The sequence below is a fragment of the Pseudomonas sp. Root569 genome, assembly GCF_001427465.1.
Taxonomy (GTDB): domain Bacteria; phylum Pseudomonadota; class Gammaproteobacteria; order Pseudomonadales; family Pseudomonadaceae; genus Aquipseudomonas; species Aquipseudomonas synxantha.
The window spans coordinates 154,241-168,201 of record NZ_LMGQ01000025.1 but is presented as its reverse complement, the minus strand read 5'-3'; the positions used below and the strand labels follow the sequence as shown (position 1 = coordinate 168,201).

The following is a 13,961-nucleotide window of genomic DNA, read 5'->3' as shown; positions in this document are numbered from 1 at the left end:
TGATCAACGAGGGCGACTGCCCGTGCGGTCAGAAATGATACCGTGTATCCGGGCCTAATGGGCTTAGCTGAGCCGCATCGTAAAAGGACAGCTCCGAGTCTCGTTTCACTGATCCCTCCGTACCTGGAAGCCTCTCAAAAAATGGAAAAGTGCTTATTCTGCGATGTCGACTTGAACCCTGGTAGCGATGAACACATCTTTCTGTCCGCTTTAGGGGACCGTCTGATTACCCCCCGCGCCACCTGCACGAAATGCAACAATGCTTTTGCAGGCCAAGAGACTGGCAAGATTGATGACGCCCTGGCTGATGCCTTTGAGCATGTCCGAAATGGTCTCCAAATCTGGACAGGTCGGAAAAAGCCTCCGCCCACGATCGCGAATGCAGGTGTGTTGGAAGAGGGGGCATCGTTCGATCTAGCCCCTGGGTTCATACCCTTCATCAGGCCACCTAAGGTGCCGAGCGACCTCCAGGTTGGGAGTGTCTTGAACCTGACTGTCCCGAATGAAGCCGAGGCCAAGCGGGTACAATCAATCCTGAACAAGCGCAAGCTGCAGGCGGATTTCTCGAACGCGATGATGATTGAGCGGAAAGTGCCGCCAATCAAGTTGGGCTCGAAGTTTGATGGCATAAAGGTGTGGAAATGCATCGCAAAGTCGGCTGTTGCAGGCTTTGTGCTGCTGTACGGCAATGAGCGGGCCCGCGCAGTCATAGATCCTGATGTGAGAGACGCGATCATCTGTGGCGAGCCGGCCATCAACGAGTTCTGCGGGTGGGATTTCGTCAACCCGTGGCCAACCATCTCGAAGATCGAGCCCCATCATAAGTGCATTGGCGCAGAGCTCTCGGGATTTGAGCATTCGTTGATTGTCACTGAAGTCGGTGACCTTATCGTGGCCTTCATTGAGATTTTCGGCGGATGGCGGTTCTCGGTCGTGCTCGGCCCTGCCACGGGCATTCCCTTCCGAGGTTTAGCCATCAATCCTCGATCAATGAGCCCTGCTCGGTTCGTGATCGAGGGGATAGCACCCTCTGGCTACCTCCCGAGGACACCGCAATCGTTCAGGGCGGAACACTCATGCACGATGGCTGCAAACAAAGCCGCATTGGATCGTGTGCTTGAGCAGTGGAGCATCGAAAGCCATGCAGAAAATCGCAGCCGACTCACTCAAGAATTGGACGGCAAGCTCGGAGCTGCACAGACCGAGGATGAGCAGGAAGCCATCATTGATGAGTTCATCAGAAAGGTGGCAACGCTTGAGCAAGGCGAAGCGTGGGAGACTGCGTTGGATCTGACGTTCGGAGACAACGAGTAACGTATCGCTCGTAACGAGCCTTGGAAGTCACTACCCCAAGGCTCGCCGATTGAAGCGCTCCACGCAGCTCTATGTGCCCAGGCCTAGCATGCTGTTAGATGTGGGTCGTCCATGCTAGTCCTCACGGCCTTCCCGTGTGCTCCTGGGTCTTTCAAGACTCAGAGGCTTTCCCGGTTTACTTGGCAGTCTTCAAGGAGGCATCAGCGCCTGTCGTAGTGAGTGAAACGTAGTGTTCGGCCATGGAACTGGAGGAGTGACCCAGCTGACCGGCGATTCGTTTGCCAGGCTGTTGCGGTGGGGTGGACAGCTGCTAGCTGTGCCATAGCTGCCCGTCTCAAGGTGCTCGGCATGAGTGTTGAGCGGGGGAGTTGAGCCCCTCGTTCCCACGACTGAAAAATCCGAAGCAGTTGCGATGTCGACATGGGTTGCTTCCGGTCATCACTCGGGAAGAGATAGTCATCGGCAGAGAGATTTTCCTCCCTAATGTACTTCTCGATTACAGCTGTGTTCGCAAGAGTTAGTGGTGGTTTCGCTTTCGTGATCTCAATGGATATCTCTTTGCTCGAAGGCATTTGGGTTTTCAAGCTGACAACCTGGGAAACCTTGGTACCAAGGATGACGTGCCCCCGAAGCCCTGTCTCCAGCAATGCAAAAAGGCTCCGGTCGCGAAGGCTTCCTGAGTTTTCAACGATCCGCTTGATCGCATCACTGTGAGTGAAGATATCCAGTCCCAACGAAATGGCCTGGAGCTTCGATGGCTTGTGCGTTATAGGTGGACACGTGTAGCGCGGGACTTCTGACTCTGGGGCGGTGGTGTTCACAGGACAGATTTCAGTCTGGTCTAAATCAGGCATTGGGCTCTTGGTCACTTCCACGCCTCGTGAGGCAGCCCCCTTGAACGTGCTAAGCACTTTCAACGGGAGCGTCTCGACAAAAGGGTCAAGCGCGCTGCGCGGTACTGAGGTGTCGTTGGCCAAGGCCAATACCGAAGAAATCTCAGCCGCGAGCTGGGTGTGCGTGGTACTCAGGGCAGGCGTTTCTGCATACTGAGGCCAGTTGACGGACTCTTTCATGAGATCGTGGTAATTGGCATACCCTAGTCCCTTGGACAGGGTCTCTCGGGCAAAAGAGAGCTGGACGGGTGATTGGCCTGGCCACCGTTTCTGGATGAGTTTGGCGAGTCTTTTGAAGGCGGCTCGGGGGAGCAGATCTTCGGGATAGACCGGAACGCGCATGGCAATTCTCCAATGTCACGGTGTCGGCTGCCCGCTGACAATTGTCGAAGTGCGTGCGAAAGAAGGGAGAAACACCTGAGGCGCAAAGGCTTTGCATGCCGACCGCTCGATCCAGGAAGACCGTGGTCGGTACGGTAGCATCGCTTCTGGTGCTGATCAACACTCAGGGACTTGCCAATTTGACAGGCTTGTCAGGCTTGTCAACTTGCTAGGCTTGACCATGAGGGGGATTTTTTCGGCTGCCCTGATGGAAGTCATTGTACAGAGGGCAACGGGGAAACTGTCTTGGGTTGCGAGCTATGCTTCACAGGACGGGTACTGCTGATATTGATTGCGCAATTTATTCTTATTGGCTTCAGCACCCTATTGCCTGAGCCGGTTCGCTCACATGGGTTGGCGGATTAAAGGTATCAGCGTCGCAGGTTGAAGACTCTTAACGAACAAGGAATGATCTATGTGGGAACAGCATCCTGATACTTGTGCAGTGGTTTTTGATCCAGCTAACGAGAAGATATACGAGTTTCGTAGGTCAATGCTCATTAATCAAATAACTCGCGACGCTGATAGAATTGCTAAAAGTTTTGATGCGCTACATAGTGCTGACCTTGAAAAAATGAGTGCACTTTTTACCCATTGCTCCGCTATCTGGGCTTCGGGGATGTTCAGGGCCGAACGCAACGAAGATAAGCTTCGCATGGCGTGTGCAGAACTCCTCTCCAATGCCCTGAACTCCATGGTTGGTGCGGCCTATATGCTTCGTGGTGGCTTCGTTTTGCAGCCTGGGCCGGTCGTGCGCTCAGCCATTGAAACCATGGCCGTAGCCCTGCATCTCATGCAATTTCCGGAAGACTTTCAAAAGTACCAAGAGCACAAATTTGAGTCTCCGCGCGCCGTTTCCAGTGCCAAGCGCGTCTTCCCTCCATTCGGCCACATCTACGGCTTGCTGAGTCGAGAGTTCACACATATTGGAACTTTGCATAAGCAGTTCACGCCCATCCGCGAATACACAGGCGATGAAGAATCGTTACAGTTGAATATTCAATTTCTGACGGCAGGGATATGGATGTGCTATGTGTCCTGCGAGCTGGTGTTTTTGGACGGTGTGGCTGAACCAAGATATTGGCGTGAACTGCCTGAACAAGTTGAGGGTAAGACTGCTTATTCTTACGAGCCCAGTGACGAGGAGCGAACTTGGATGGCGGATTTCTTGGGCTTGGATAATCCGGTCTTTGGAGGAGGTGACTGAGGTGCATCAGGTGCGCTTCTTCTATGCGCTCGGATCCGGTGCTGGAGGGGGCTCTCGTCACCTGGTTGCAGCAGGTCAGGGGAGGCGGTCGATCGCGGCGCCGTAGTCAAAGTTCACGGTTGATCCGGACACGAGGACTGCTTCGAGCTGATGCTTGGATGCGTTCTTGACGATGCGAAATTCGCTGACTTCCCCTGCCTGGCGGGTGAGTTTCCAGATCAACCTGAGCTTCTCGGTGGCCATGCCCAGCTTTATCGCACCTTGGGCAGACTTGGCCAAGAAGGCATTGAGCTTGCTCTTCAGCTCAAACCTGGAGTCGTATGGGTAGGGGCCGAGGGTAAAGGGGCCGTCCCCGATAATTCGATCAAACTCGATTCTGGGCTTCATGTGTAATGCTTGGATTTGGCGATGCTCCCTCGTGCGGTTCCAAACCGTGATACCCCTGGCGGTACAGTGCTCGATCCAGCGTGTCTCGGCCTCCAAAGAGGCCTCTTCAGATTCGCAGGTTTCTACAACTTTGAATGCTGGGGTCATCCCGTCATCGAGTATCTGGGCGATCTTGGCTGCCGCGCGTTTGCAGTCATGGTTGGCTTTCCCAACATGGCCTCGCTGCCGGGCTTCGAAGTCGCCTGTCTGCCCTACGTAGAACGGCTCCTCTGTTACCGGATCGATGATCAGGTAGACGACGTAGTCCTTGGCAACCACGCCGTCCAAGGTCGGCTGTTGAGGCTGTTGTGGAATGACGGTCGGCAGTTGCGCGGACGCTTGCGTGCTGAAGTGAAGAACCGGTGAGTGGTTCGAGCCTGGCGTGGGGGTGTTCTGGCGGTACCACTCCTCAGCGAGCTCAATCGTTGCGAACGACTGGTGTTTCGCTTCCGGAAAACGGTCAATGGACAAGCGAGCCCCACCTTCCCAGCTATTGAAAATCCCGAGTTTCCGTCCGTGGACAACAGCGTAGAACTTCGGCTTCTTGGCCATCCTGTGCAACCTCCCTGAATCACTTAATGGGCCTGCGGGGTGATCTGCAGACCTCGCAATGCTTTCAGGCACCGAACCCATGCTCAATGCGCGCAAGAAGTGTCAAGGCGTCGTCGATGTGGGCATCCCTCGGGCGTTTCGCTCCCAACGCTCGTAAGGGTTGCGATAGCCAGTCCACCGCACTTTTCTTGTCGCCGAAGATTGCCATCGCTGCATCAAGCAGCCGTGGATCAATCGTTTCCGACGACTCCGGGCCGTCCTTGCTTGGACTCATCGCGTCATTGATCGCCTCCGCGAGCGTTTCCAAAGCCTCCCTTAGGCGAGCATTTTCTCGAAAATCCTCAGAGTTTGGCTTGTGTTCTGTGCAGTGGCGCAACAGGGCTTGCGCGTTATTATGGTTGAGGTCGAACTCGATCAGCATGCCGATTCCTTGAGTGGGCTCAATGTCTGAAGTATGGCAGCGTCCGGATTGGGTATCTGGCAGCGCATTAGAGGACACCCTGTCCGATGTTGAGGGCGGCGTTATTCCAGAGCAATTTGGGACTTGAGCCGTTTTGGATGGTATTCCAATCGCGGCGCTTCAGCCATCATGCCCCCTTGATGAACAGGTTCAGGTACTGCCAGCACCATGCGAATGGAAAATGTGAAAGACGGACAGGCTACCAAGGGAGTGTGTTATCAGTGCGTGCACGACCGCTTTCTAGGGCGGCAGATCCAGCGCAGTGGGGCCTCCGCTCAGTGCAGCCTTTGCAACTCGAAACGCAAGTGCGTGCCACTCGCTGAGATCGTCTCTCGTGTCACCGAAATCCTTGGTACCTACATCACAGAGGGTGATCACGTTTGGCGTTGGAACGGTGGTCGGATTGACCATCAAGAAGGCGAGAGCATCGAACACTGGGTAAGCGAAATCTTTGGCTGCGACAACATCGAGCCGATCGTGGCTGCAGTGAGCCGGCGCCTGACGTCATACAGTGACGACATTCAGTACTCCAGACAACGTTTCAGCTTGAATGACATCGGCCACCAATGGTGCGAGTTCCAGGAAGGTATGAAGCATGGAATACGCTTCTTCAACGACAGCGCCAAGGCGTTCTTGGGCTGGATCTTCAAAGATCTGGATAAGTACTCAGCCTCGTCCGATGAAAATGCCGTGGTGCGGTTGCTCACGCCTGAAAACTCTCCGTCGATCTTCCGCGCCCGAACCTGCATGGGCGGCGAGAGTGTTTCCGAGATCACAGCCAACCCTGCGCGTAATCTCGGAGCTCCCCCGAAGGAGCGAGCTGGAGAGGGCAGGATGAACCCTGCAGGTGTTCCTGCCTTCTACGGAGCATTCGAGCGCAAGACCTGTGTCGCTGAGCTCCGTCCCCCGGTTGGCGGCACCGTCGTGAGTGGCGAATTCAGGTTGGTCAGGGAGGTCAAGGTGTTGGATTTCGGACGCTTTGAAAAAGCAGATCTAGGGCCCATGCCAAGCTTCTTTGACTCCAAATACCATTCGAAGGTAGGGCGGCGGGATTTCCTGAGGTATCTGCATGACGCAATCACGGTGCCGGTGCTTCCTGGAGCAGAGCGCGACTATCTAACTACTCAAGTCATCGCTGAGTACCTGGCCACCCACTGCAAGCCCCGTATTGATGGTGTGATCTTCAAATCCGTGCAGGAGAGCGCCGGCAGCAACATTGTGCTGTTCTCGCACGTCGCCTGCGATGCTACCGCTTCGATGGGAAGGGTTCGGAACGGCTATATGGTCAGAGGCCCCAAGGAGTCCGATGGGCCTTGCATCGAGTATGTCAGTGACAGCCTCGTCTACCACGGGATCCGGCAGGTGAAGTACGACACAGATGATCAGGCGCTGCCGGAGGACAAGCTGTTGCCGTTGCTGACTCCACCAAGTAGCGCGCATTCGCTTCCAGCAGGTATGGAGGGGCTGCTGGATGGGGATTTCTGATTGAGTTTAGGTCTGTGGTCTGTGGCGTCAGGGTTCGGGGCGCGTGGCTCTAGAAGCCTCTAGGCCTGCGGTGTGTGGACTGATCGTGCGTGTTCGGGTGTTTTGGCAAGTTTTCCGGTTTTTGCAGGTGTTGCAGGCCTTTCGCTGATCTCTAGGATTTCAGTGCCGGAGCGATCGCAGGAAGGCGTCCACGGTGCGCTCCACGATCTGCTCGATCTCCTCGCGGGCAAGCGGCTCGCTGTTGGCTCTGACCTGTTTCCAGAGAACCCGACCATCGAGCATCTCCATGAAGTCGCAGGCGGCAGTTTCAGGCTCTTGAACTGCCAAGGTACCTCTGCGTGCCAGTTCGGCCAGGTAGTCGCTGATGACGGTCATTGCCGGCGCTTGGATAACCTCGTCAAATCGGCTGGACAGCACAGGAAATCGTCTGCCTTCCATGATGACCATGCGTAGGAAGTCGGCGGCTGTCGGGCCAGACCAGAAGCACGCGAACTCGGTGGCGATCTGCATGAGGCCTCTCCTCGGGTCGGACAGCGCGCGCTCATCTGTTGCAACGTTCATGACGGGGAAGGCTTTCCACATCCGCTCTGCCACCGCCACGAAAAGCGACTCCTTGCCATCGGGGAAGCGGTTATACAGAGTCTGGCGGGTCACCGCTGCAGCCTTGGCGATCTCCTCCATGCTGGCTCCTTCGTACCCGTGCTCAATGAACATCCTGCCCGCAGCCGCTAGAATCCGGACTGGGCGTGATGCGCTTTCGCCTGGGTTGAGCAAGTCGTCGACGGGGGAGGAGGTGGCCACATTCATATCAGTTACCTATGTAGAGTCGGTTAAGTGTTACTGAAAGAGATGCGATCCGCCACCCATGTTTCGCCTAATTAACTTTACTGGGGTGTAAAGTAAAGCTGCTTGGGCTGCGGGGCTTGGTGTTTGGTGTTTGGTGTTAGTTGTTTTCGGATTATTTGGACAAGAACGTTATTTCATCATCTGCCGCTTCAGCTTTGGTTTTGGCTTGATACTTGGGCTTGATGCTCTGCTCAGGCTTGACGTTTGGTGGGGCGCGCTGAGGGTACCCATGACGGAAAGGTTTTTTTTCGGATAGGTACCGACACCTCACGGCTGAGACTTTATCATCTGATTATCAATTAATAGAGGTTTCTAAAATGGATGTTAAAGGTCGTGCCACTGCAATCGATGTGTGTGAAAGCATATTGCGTGAGGACTTTAAATATAATGAGGAAAACGGTACCTGGCGCAGTATCAACCGAATCATCGAGAGTCTGCTGGGACGCACCACTGAGCTTGCTGATGTCTACGTCGAGCTGCACGCCACGCTGGCAGAACAGCCTAGGGCGCTAAGTTCATTCTTTGATGTTTTCACAACCACTGTGTACTCCTGGAATCCTGGAAAGATCAAAGAAGCTCGCGAGGATCGGGAGATGCTCACTGAGTTGAATGTGAGAATTGCAAAAGTTTCAGAGTTGCTCTCGGAGTTGCTCTCGCGGCGCACCGAGGTTAAAGAGATGTCCAGTTTTAGTAGTGATACCTACTACCATATTATGGATGTCGTTGAAGAAGCCTCTGAGGATAATGGGCTTTTCAGGTCTCATGTGAAAGGTAAGTTGGAGAAGTTGACCTATCAGTATGATCTCAAATATTGGCCTTCCATAACTAAAGTGGTGGCGCAGATTGGTATCAATGCGGCTAATGCAGTAACAGTTGCTGATGACTCCGCTGCAAGTGCAGCAACTGAAGCTCGTCGCCCTGGGCTGGCTGACTTCTTGAAAGCATTTGAGGCAGAACTTGATAGGAACAGGGTTGAGAATATTGGCTTCATTCCCAATGATTTTTCACTGAGCGATAGTTCTATGGCGTCGTTGGTAAACTGCGGACTTGGGTTGGGAGTCGAAGAGCTGATCGAAGCCAGCTTTGTAAAGCGTTACCGCCAACGTGAGCGCGATCGTGATCGTGGTCAGGAGCTCGGACGGAAGATGGGGATCGACTGAACATTGGAATGGATGCTGGTGGTCGTTTCGAGCCCTGTATACGTCCAGGTGATTTTTTGAGGGGGAGGGCTGGCCATACCGCTCACTCCCTCTCGGGAGTTCTGGATCGTCTTCCTGGGTAGCATTCCGGGACTGCATTCTTGAGCGCACGATGATGAGCTTGTCGGCGATCCAGGCTAGGTACGAAATGAGCTTTTTGGGGTTTATTGGGTGGCACGAGGAGGGCGATGATCTGTCGATTCGTCATTCTGGACGGCGTCGACGGTGCACCAAATTTTGGTGACTCTAGGGGAGGTACTGGGGAGCTGGGATCGAGGCGTTGCCATGAGGCTTGGAGGGGCTTCCTGATTGGGGGGGATCCCCTGGAAGGCCCGGAAACACTGGCTAGAAGGTGGAGCGGGTAGAGGGAATCGAACCCTCAACTAAAGCTTGGGAAGCTTTCATTTTACCACTAAACTATACCCGCATTACGCGTTTTTACCATGCACCAAAGACGGGTGTCCAATAAGAACCCTCAACTAAAGCTTGGGAAGCTTTCGTTTTGCCACTAAACTATACCCGCTCAGAGCGGCTGACTTTGTACCAGATGTCCGCCAGGATTTGAAGTTTTTCTTCGAAAAATGTGCGAGTTGCATGTGGCGAGGGCGCTCGCTCACGCTGGAGTGCGAAGCGCTCCTACAGACAGTGGATCTGCTTCGCACCCCAATCCGTTCCCGTCAGCCTTCATTTCAGATGGCAAACGCCTGCTGGGCATGACCCTGCTGATACCGCAACCTGCTAACCTGCCGCTCCGGTTTCAAGAAGCCCACCACCGCCTCACGGCTGTCCCTACACGCCGCTTTATGCTCCATATCCAGGAAATGCCCCGTCGCCTGGATGGTGCTGAAGCTGCTCTTGGCCACATGCTGGCCAAACAGCTTGGCATCTTCGGCGCTGGTGTATTCGTCCCATTCACCATTCAGGAACAGCACCGGAATGTCGATCTGCCTCGCCGCCTTGAGGTAGCACAGCCGGTCGCTGTTGAGCACGTGGCTGATGTGGAAGTGCATCTGCCCGTATTCGTGCTCGGCCAGGTTGCTGACGTGGCGGTAGTTGAAGCGTTTGAACAGCGACGGCAAGTGTTTGCCGATGGTGCTGTTGACCAAGTGGCCGACGCGGTCGCGGTCGAGGTTGCCGAGGTAGTCGACGCCGCGTTCGAGGTAGTCACGCATGGGGGCGTTGATCACTGGCGAGAATGAGCAGATCACGGCTTTCTCCACGCGGCGAGGCCGGTGCGCCAGGGCGACCAGAGTGGCAGCGCCGCCCCAGGAGAAAGACAGCACGTGCTCGGCGGCGAAATGGTCGAGCAGTTCCAAGAGGATCTGGCCTTCGACTTCCTTAGTCAGCATCTGCTCATGACGATTATGGATTTTCGAGCGGCCAGCGTAGGGCTGGTCGTACAAAACCACATTGAATTGCGGGTACAGGCTTTTCACGGTTTGAGCGAAGGACGCCGTGGTCGCCATGGAGCCATTGACCAGGACAATGGTCTTTTCAGCTGCGTCCGCGCGATAGAACTCCGTGTACACCCGATACTGCCCCTGTATATCCAGCACAGCGATTTCTGGCCTCATGTCGTAAGACTCCTGGCAAGCGGGTAGTGCGCGCAGATCACTCTGCACGAGCTTTGTGACAGGTAGGCATACGCCTGGAAAATGAGGGCCCCTGTCGGTCCGATGACGGCTGGCCGACGGGTATTGCTAGGGTGGGCTGTTTGCCGTGAAGGCCCGTAGATCAAGGGCGGGCCAGGCAAAATGTTTCTTGGAGGTTATAGGGTGACTCATCAGTCATAAAACTGGTTGATGCCCTGATTCAAGCAGTACAGTCGGCACGTCGCAAGGTTAAGGACTGGTTTTTGGCCATCACCGGCTGAACGGTCGTCAGACTTGTCGGATTTCTTCGTCAGTCAATGGCCGATATTGGCCCGGCGCCAGCGCCGCATCCAGTACCAAAGGCCCCATTCGCTCACGATGCAGTCCGATCACCTTGTTATCAAAATACCCGAACATGCGCTTCACCTGATGGTAGCGTCCTTCGATGATGCTCAACCGCGCCGTTCTTGAGCTCAGTCGTTCAAGCTCGGCGGGTTGGGTGGTGAGGTCTTCGAAGGCGAAGTACACACCTGCGGCAAACGTCGCCGCGTACTCCGGGCCGATGTCCTGCTCGGTTTGCACGTAGTAAACCTTGGGCAACTTGGTCTGTGGTTGCGTCAGGCGCCGCGACCACTGGCCGTCGTTGGTGATCAGCATCAGGCCGGTGGTATTGAAGTCCAGGCGTCCGGCGATATGCAGTTCGGCCTTGTCCGGTTCATCCAGCAAGTCCAGGACCGTGGGGTGTTGTGGGTCCGAAGTGGCGCTGACGCAACCCTGGGGTTTGTGCAGCATGAAATAGCGCGCCGGTTTACCCGCCTGCAGTACGGCGTCATCAACGCAGATCAGGCTGAATTCACGCACGTCATGATGGGGATCGCTGACCGCCACGCCATCAACGGTCACCCGGCGCTCCGCAAGCAGCAGGCGCACTTGCTGGCGATTGAACTGCGGCAGGTTGCTGAGGAAACGGTCAACGCGCATTGCGCTGACGCAACTGGTCGTCCACGTGGGCACAGCGCGGGCACAAGCAGGCTTGATTGCGCACTTCATCAGGCAGGGCTTCAAGCACCGCCGGGTCGATGGTGACGTTGTAGCACCAGCAGGCTTGGTCGGCGGTACGTGGGTCGGCCAGGGTGCAGTCGTTGCGGGCACCGCAGGCGGGGCAGAGGGTTGGCGTGGTCATTGGTCGGTTCAGGCAGGCTTCGGGCTGGGTCGCGCAAGTTCTTGCACGATACAGGGCTGCTCAGTCGCGTTCCATCTCCCTGTCCTGAAGACCGGTATTCAATTCGTCTGAAACAGATGTTTCTACTTGTGTCGTCAGCGCACCAGATTCTGTTTTTGATGTCAGATATTTCGTCATTCAGTGAAAGCTGAATGCCGCTTCCCAGCGTCGCTGGAGGAGCTCTTCCGCGGTCCAGGAGGCCGCCATGTATCGACGACTGCTGCTTATCGCTTTGCTCGGCCTGACCCTTTGCGCCTGCGTGCCCTACTACGATGGAGGCTCTACTTACTACCGTTCCGAGGTCTACACCGCACCTGCGCCGGCCTATTACTACGGTGGCCCGCGTTACTCCCCGTATGGGCGCAGTTACTACGCTCCAGCGCCTCGCTACTATGCGCCACCGCCTCGTTATTATTCCGCGCCGCGTTACTACCAGCCCGCGCCGCGTTATTACCCTAGGGCCGGTTACAGGCCCTATCAGAACCAGGGATGGGGCAATCGCTGGGGCAACGGTGGGTATGGACGGGGCTCCGATCACGGAGGTGGTCGCGGCGGTCACCGTTAAATGTTTTGAAAAACAAGCGGCGCCTGATGCGCCGCTTTTTTTAACCGTTTGTCGGTACTGTCAGATTTAACAGCTATCTTTGGGTTTCTAGATGCATTTCACTATGTGAGGCTGTGTATGCCCCGTAGAGAAAATGGGTGAATGGAACCTGCTATGTTCAAACGATTGATGTGTCTTTTCTTAATGATGGGCAGCGTTGCTGCCCTGGCCAGAGCGGAACAAGGTTGCCCTTATCCCTTGATGATCAAGCATGTCGATGAGCATTTTGAAGTCGTGGATAAAAATGTGCTGTGGCAGAGCCAGAAAGTCGAGAGCCGCGATTTTATCGACCGGTTTATCGGCGCCTTATTTACCCCGGGCAAAGGTGAGGAACGGCAAGGCGGCTACATGGACAAATGTATCTATCGAACTGGCGGGGGCGACGTTGTCGCCTTGAGACCAAGCCCGCCTGGCGTTCCGACCAGCATGTCATTGACTGATACGTTGTATTGGCGGCTAGACAAAGATCTATTCGGCCAACCGGTTTATTTGTGTGACGAAGGGCCGCCGGATAACTGCGCCTTCAAGGTAGCCGACAAAAAACGTAAAGCTGTCAAAAGTCGGATAAATCCGCCAGAGGATTCCTACCTTCCCACGCCTTATTGAAGTGCGCCTGCACCACTGCTTCCGGAAGCGTGTTGATATCCGGCCAATGCCAATGAGGCGCCTGGTCCTTGTCGATCAAGCGTGCCCGGACCCCTTCGGCGAATTCCGGGTGACGGCAGCAGTTGAGACTGATGGTGTATTCCATCTGGAACACCTGGGCCAGGGACAGATGGCGGGCACGCTGGATCTGCTCCCAGACCAGATGCGCCGTCAAAGGGCATCCTTCACTGAGGGTTTTGCCGGCGCGCGCCAATAGCGGGTCGCTGTGATCACGCAGCAGGCTCAATGCACGCCAGGCACAGCGTACATCCCCCACATCCAGCCACTCGTCGATCTGCCCGCGGCGTGGCAGCCACTGCGCTTCGGGTTGCTGGCTCTCCGCTTCCTGGGCCAGGGCCTTGAGCAAGCTGTTGAGCTGCATGACGGTCTGTTCCTGCCAGTTCAGTTGCAGCAGGCCATTGAGCAATTCGTCCTGCTGGTCATCACGCAGGAAGCGGTCGGCCAGGCCCAGGTCCAGTGCATCACGACCGTTGATATGGGCACCGGTGAGGCCCAGGAATAACCCGAGCTTGCCAGGCAGGCGGGAAAGAAACCAACTGGCACCGACGTCCGGGTAAAGGCCGATGCTGATTTCGGGCATGGCCAGGCGGCTGGTTGGCGTGACGATGCGCACGGAAGCGCTTTGCAACAGGCCCATGCCGCCGCCCAGCACATAGCCGTGGCCCCAGCAGATCAGCGGCTTGGGGTAGGTGTGCAGGCGGTAATCGAGGCGATATTCGGCAGCAAAAAACTGCGCGGCCAAGGCCGGGACTTCGCCGGATTGTTCACGGCATTCCTGGGCCAGGCTGCGCACCTCGCCACCGGCGCAAAAGGCTTTGGGCCCATTGCCGCGCAACAGCACGCAGACGATTTGCGGGTCTTTGGCCCAGGCATCCAGGCGGTCGCTCAGCGCGAGGATCATCGGCAGGGAGAGGGCGTTGAGGGTCTTTTCTGCGTCCAGGCTGGCGATGCCAATGCGGGCACCGCCACTGCCGGTCAGTTCTTCGAAGTGCAGGTTCATCGTGACCTCAATCGAGAAGGTGAAGGATGAGTATGATCCCTTCGTGGGAAAGTGCCGGTGGTGTGTCAGATCAATTGACAAGCGGAGTCGGCTTTCCTAGGGTTCGCCTCATTC

Annotated in this window: 14 protein-coding genes and 1 tRNA gene; 6 read left to right on the top strand and 9 right to left on the bottom strand. The window is 55.8% G+C overall.

From position 1 onward, the window contains the following. The first annotated feature begins 141 nt into the window (after positions 1-141). A complete protein-coding gene (locus ASD70_RS21125) occupies positions 142-1,314 on the top strand; it encodes an HNH endonuclease (protein ID WP_236708735.1) in 1,173 nt (390 codons plus the stop codon). A gap of 200 nt (positions 1,315-1,514) precedes the next feature. On the opposite strand, the gene ASD70_RS21115 is transcribed toward ASD70_RS21125, so the two are convergent. After that, on the bottom strand, positions 1,515-2,549 hold the full coding sequence (locus ASD70_RS21115; protein WP_236708734.1) for a tyrosine-type recombinase/integrase: 1,035 nt from the start codon (positions 2,547-2,549) through the stop codon (positions 1,515-1,517). Between the two features lie 454 nt (positions 2,550-3,003). Between ASD70_RS21115 and ASD70_RS21110 the strand changes: the two genes are divergently transcribed. After that, the gene (locus tag ASD70_RS21110) at positions 3,004-3,795 is read left to right on the top strand and encodes a hypothetical protein (RefSeq protein ID WP_056847371.1); all 792 of its coding nucleotides are present in this window, start codon (positions 3,004-3,006) and stop codon (positions 3,793-3,795) included. Between the two features lie 75 nt (positions 3,796-3,870). Here the strand turns inward: ASD70_RS21110 and ASD70_RS21105 are convergent, their stop codons facing one another. Then, positions 3,871-4,773: a ribonuclease H1 domain-containing protein gene (locus ASD70_RS21105; protein WP_056847370.1), complete on the bottom strand. Its 903-nt coding sequence runs from the start codon at positions 4,771-4,773 to the stop codon at positions 3,871-3,873. 64 nt (positions 4,774-4,837) lie between these two features. Then, on the bottom strand, positions 4,838-5,194 hold the full coding sequence (locus ASD70_RS21100; protein WP_056847369.1) for an MbcA/ParS/Xre antitoxin family protein: 357 nt from the start codon (positions 5,192-5,194) through the stop codon (positions 4,838-4,840). Positions 5,195-5,401: 207 nt separating this feature from the next. Here ASD70_RS21100 and ASD70_RS21095 point away from each other — a divergent pair, with 207 nt between their 5' ends. Next, on the top strand, positions 5,402-6,718 hold the full coding sequence (locus tag ASD70_RS21095; protein ID WP_056847368.1) for an RES family NAD+ phosphorylase: 1,317 nt from the start codon (positions 5,402-5,404) through the stop codon (positions 6,716-6,718). A gap of 159 nt (positions 6,719-6,877) precedes the next feature. On the opposite strand, the gene ASD70_RS21090 is transcribed toward ASD70_RS21095, so the two are convergent. Beyond that, positions 6,878-7,525: a TetR/AcrR family transcriptional regulator gene (locus ASD70_RS21090; RefSeq protein ID WP_056847367.1), complete on the bottom strand. Its 648-nt coding sequence runs from the start codon at positions 7,523-7,525 to the stop codon at positions 6,878-6,880. 356 nt (positions 7,526-7,881) lie between these two features. Between ASD70_RS21090 and ASD70_RS21085 the strand changes: the two genes are divergently transcribed. Continuing rightward, a complete protein-coding gene (locus ASD70_RS21085; RefSeq protein ID WP_056847366.1) occupies positions 7,882-8,724 on the top strand; it encodes a hypothetical protein in 843 nt (280 codons plus the stop codon). Positions 8,725-9,116: 392 nt separating this feature from the next. On the opposite strand, the gene ASD70_RS21080 is transcribed toward ASD70_RS21085, so the two are convergent. The 4 genes from ASD70_RS21080 to ASD70_RS21065 all read right to left on the bottom strand — a co-directional run bounded on the left by ASD70_RS21080 (position 9,117) and on the right by ASD70_RS21065 (position 11,538). Further along, a tRNA-Gly gene (locus ASD70_RS21080) sits at positions 9,117-9,190 on the bottom strand. Positions 9,191-9,452: 262 nt separating this feature from the next. Then, complete coding sequence (locus tag ASD70_RS21075) at positions 9,453-10,337, bottom strand: alpha/beta fold hydrolase (protein WP_056847365.1); 885 nt, start codon at positions 10,335-10,337, stop codon at positions 9,453-9,455. A 306-nt stretch (positions 10,338-10,643) separates the two neighbouring features. Beyond that, positions 10,644-11,336 (bottom strand): 16S rRNA pseudouridine(516) synthase, encoded by a 693-nt coding sequence (locus tag ASD70_RS21070; RefSeq protein WP_046071401.1) that lies wholly within the window; start codon positions 11,334-11,336, stop codon positions 10,644-10,646. Beyond that, on the bottom strand, positions 11,326-11,538 hold the full coding sequence (locus ASD70_RS21065; protein WP_046071402.1) for a cysteine-rich CWC family protein: 213 nt from the start codon (positions 11,536-11,538) through the stop codon (positions 11,326-11,328). Before ASD70_RS21065 ends, ASD70_RS21070 begins: the two co-directional genes overlap by 11 nt. 244 nt (positions 11,539-11,782) lie before the next feature. On the opposite strand from ASD70_RS21065, the gene ASD70_RS28585 reads away from it, so the two are divergent. Then, positions 11,783-12,142: a hypothetical protein gene (locus tag ASD70_RS28585; RefSeq protein WP_081214409.1), complete on the top strand. Its 360-nt coding sequence runs from the start codon at positions 11,783-11,785 to the stop codon at positions 12,140-12,142. 153 nt (positions 12,143-12,295) lie between these two features. Continuing rightward, complete coding sequence (locus ASD70_RS28580) at positions 12,296-12,787, top strand: DUF3757 domain-containing protein (protein ID WP_068966582.1); 492 nt, start codon at positions 12,296-12,298, stop codon at positions 12,785-12,787. Here ASD70_RS28580 and ASD70_RS21060 read toward each other — a convergent pair. Next, the gene (locus tag ASD70_RS21060; RefSeq protein WP_056847364.1) at positions 12,735-13,847 is read right to left on the bottom strand and encodes an enoyl-CoA hydratase/isomerase family protein; all 1,113 of its coding nucleotides are present in this window, start codon (positions 13,845-13,847) and stop codon (positions 12,735-12,737) included. The genes ASD70_RS28580 and ASD70_RS21060 overlap by 53 nt on opposite strands. Between the last annotated feature and the right edge of the window lie 114 nt (positions 13,848-13,961).

Bases quoted from the DNA above. Each gene is read 5' to 3' on its own strand.
- ASD70_RS21075 (WP_056847365.1), bottom strand. From the start codon at position 10,337: ATGAGGCCAGAAATCGCTGTGCTGGATATACAGGGGCAGTATCGGGTG.
- ASD70_RS21115 (WP_236708734.1), bottom strand. From the start codon at position 2,549: ATGCGCGTTCCGGTCTATCCCGAAGATCTGCTCCCCCGAGCCGCCTTC.
- ASD70_RS21065 (WP_046071402.1), bottom strand. From the start codon at position 11,538: ATGACCACGCCAACCCTCTGCCCCGCCTGCGGTGCCCGCAACGACTGC.
- ASD70_RS21105 (WP_056847370.1), bottom strand. From the start codon at position 4,773: ATGGCCAAGAAGCCGAAGTTCTACGCTGTTGTCCACGGACGGAAACTC.
- ASD70_RS21060 (WP_056847364.1), bottom strand. From the start codon at position 13,847: ATGAACCTGCACTTCGAAGAACTGACCGGCAGTGGCGGTGCCCGCATT.
- ASD70_RS21090 (WP_056847367.1), bottom strand. From the start codon at position 7,525: ATGAATGTGGCCACCTCCTCCCCCGTCGACGACTTGCTCAACCCAGGC.
- ASD70_RS21095 (WP_056847368.1), top strand. From the start codon at position 5,402: ATGCGAATGGAAAATGTGAAAGACGGACAGGCTACCAAGGGAGTGTGT.
- ASD70_RS21070 (WP_046071401.1), bottom strand. From the start codon at position 11,336: ATGCGCGTTGACCGTTTCCTCAGCAACCTGCCGCAGTTCAATCGCCAG.
- ASD70_RS21100 (WP_056847369.1), bottom strand. From the start codon at position 5,194: ATGCTGATCGAGTTCGACCTCAACCATAATAACGCGCAAGCCCTGTTG.
- ASD70_RS28585 (WP_081214409.1), top strand. From the start codon at position 11,783: ATGTATCGACGACTGCTGCTTATCGCTTTGCTCGGCCTGACCCTTTGC.
- ASD70_RS21125 (WP_236708735.1), top strand. From the start codon at position 142: ATGGAAAAGTGCTTATTCTGCGATGTCGACTTGAACCCTGGTAGCGAT.
- ASD70_RS21085 (WP_056847366.1), top strand. From the start codon at position 7,882: ATGGATGTTAAAGGTCGTGCCACTGCAATCGATGTGTGTGAAAGCATA.
- ASD70_RS21110 (WP_056847371.1), top strand. From the start codon at position 3,004: ATGTGGGAACAGCATCCTGATACTTGTGCAGTGGTTTTTGATCCAGCT.
- ASD70_RS28580 (WP_068966582.1), top strand. From the start codon at position 12,296: ATGTTCAAACGATTGATGTGTCTTTTCTTAATGATGGGCAGCGTTGCT.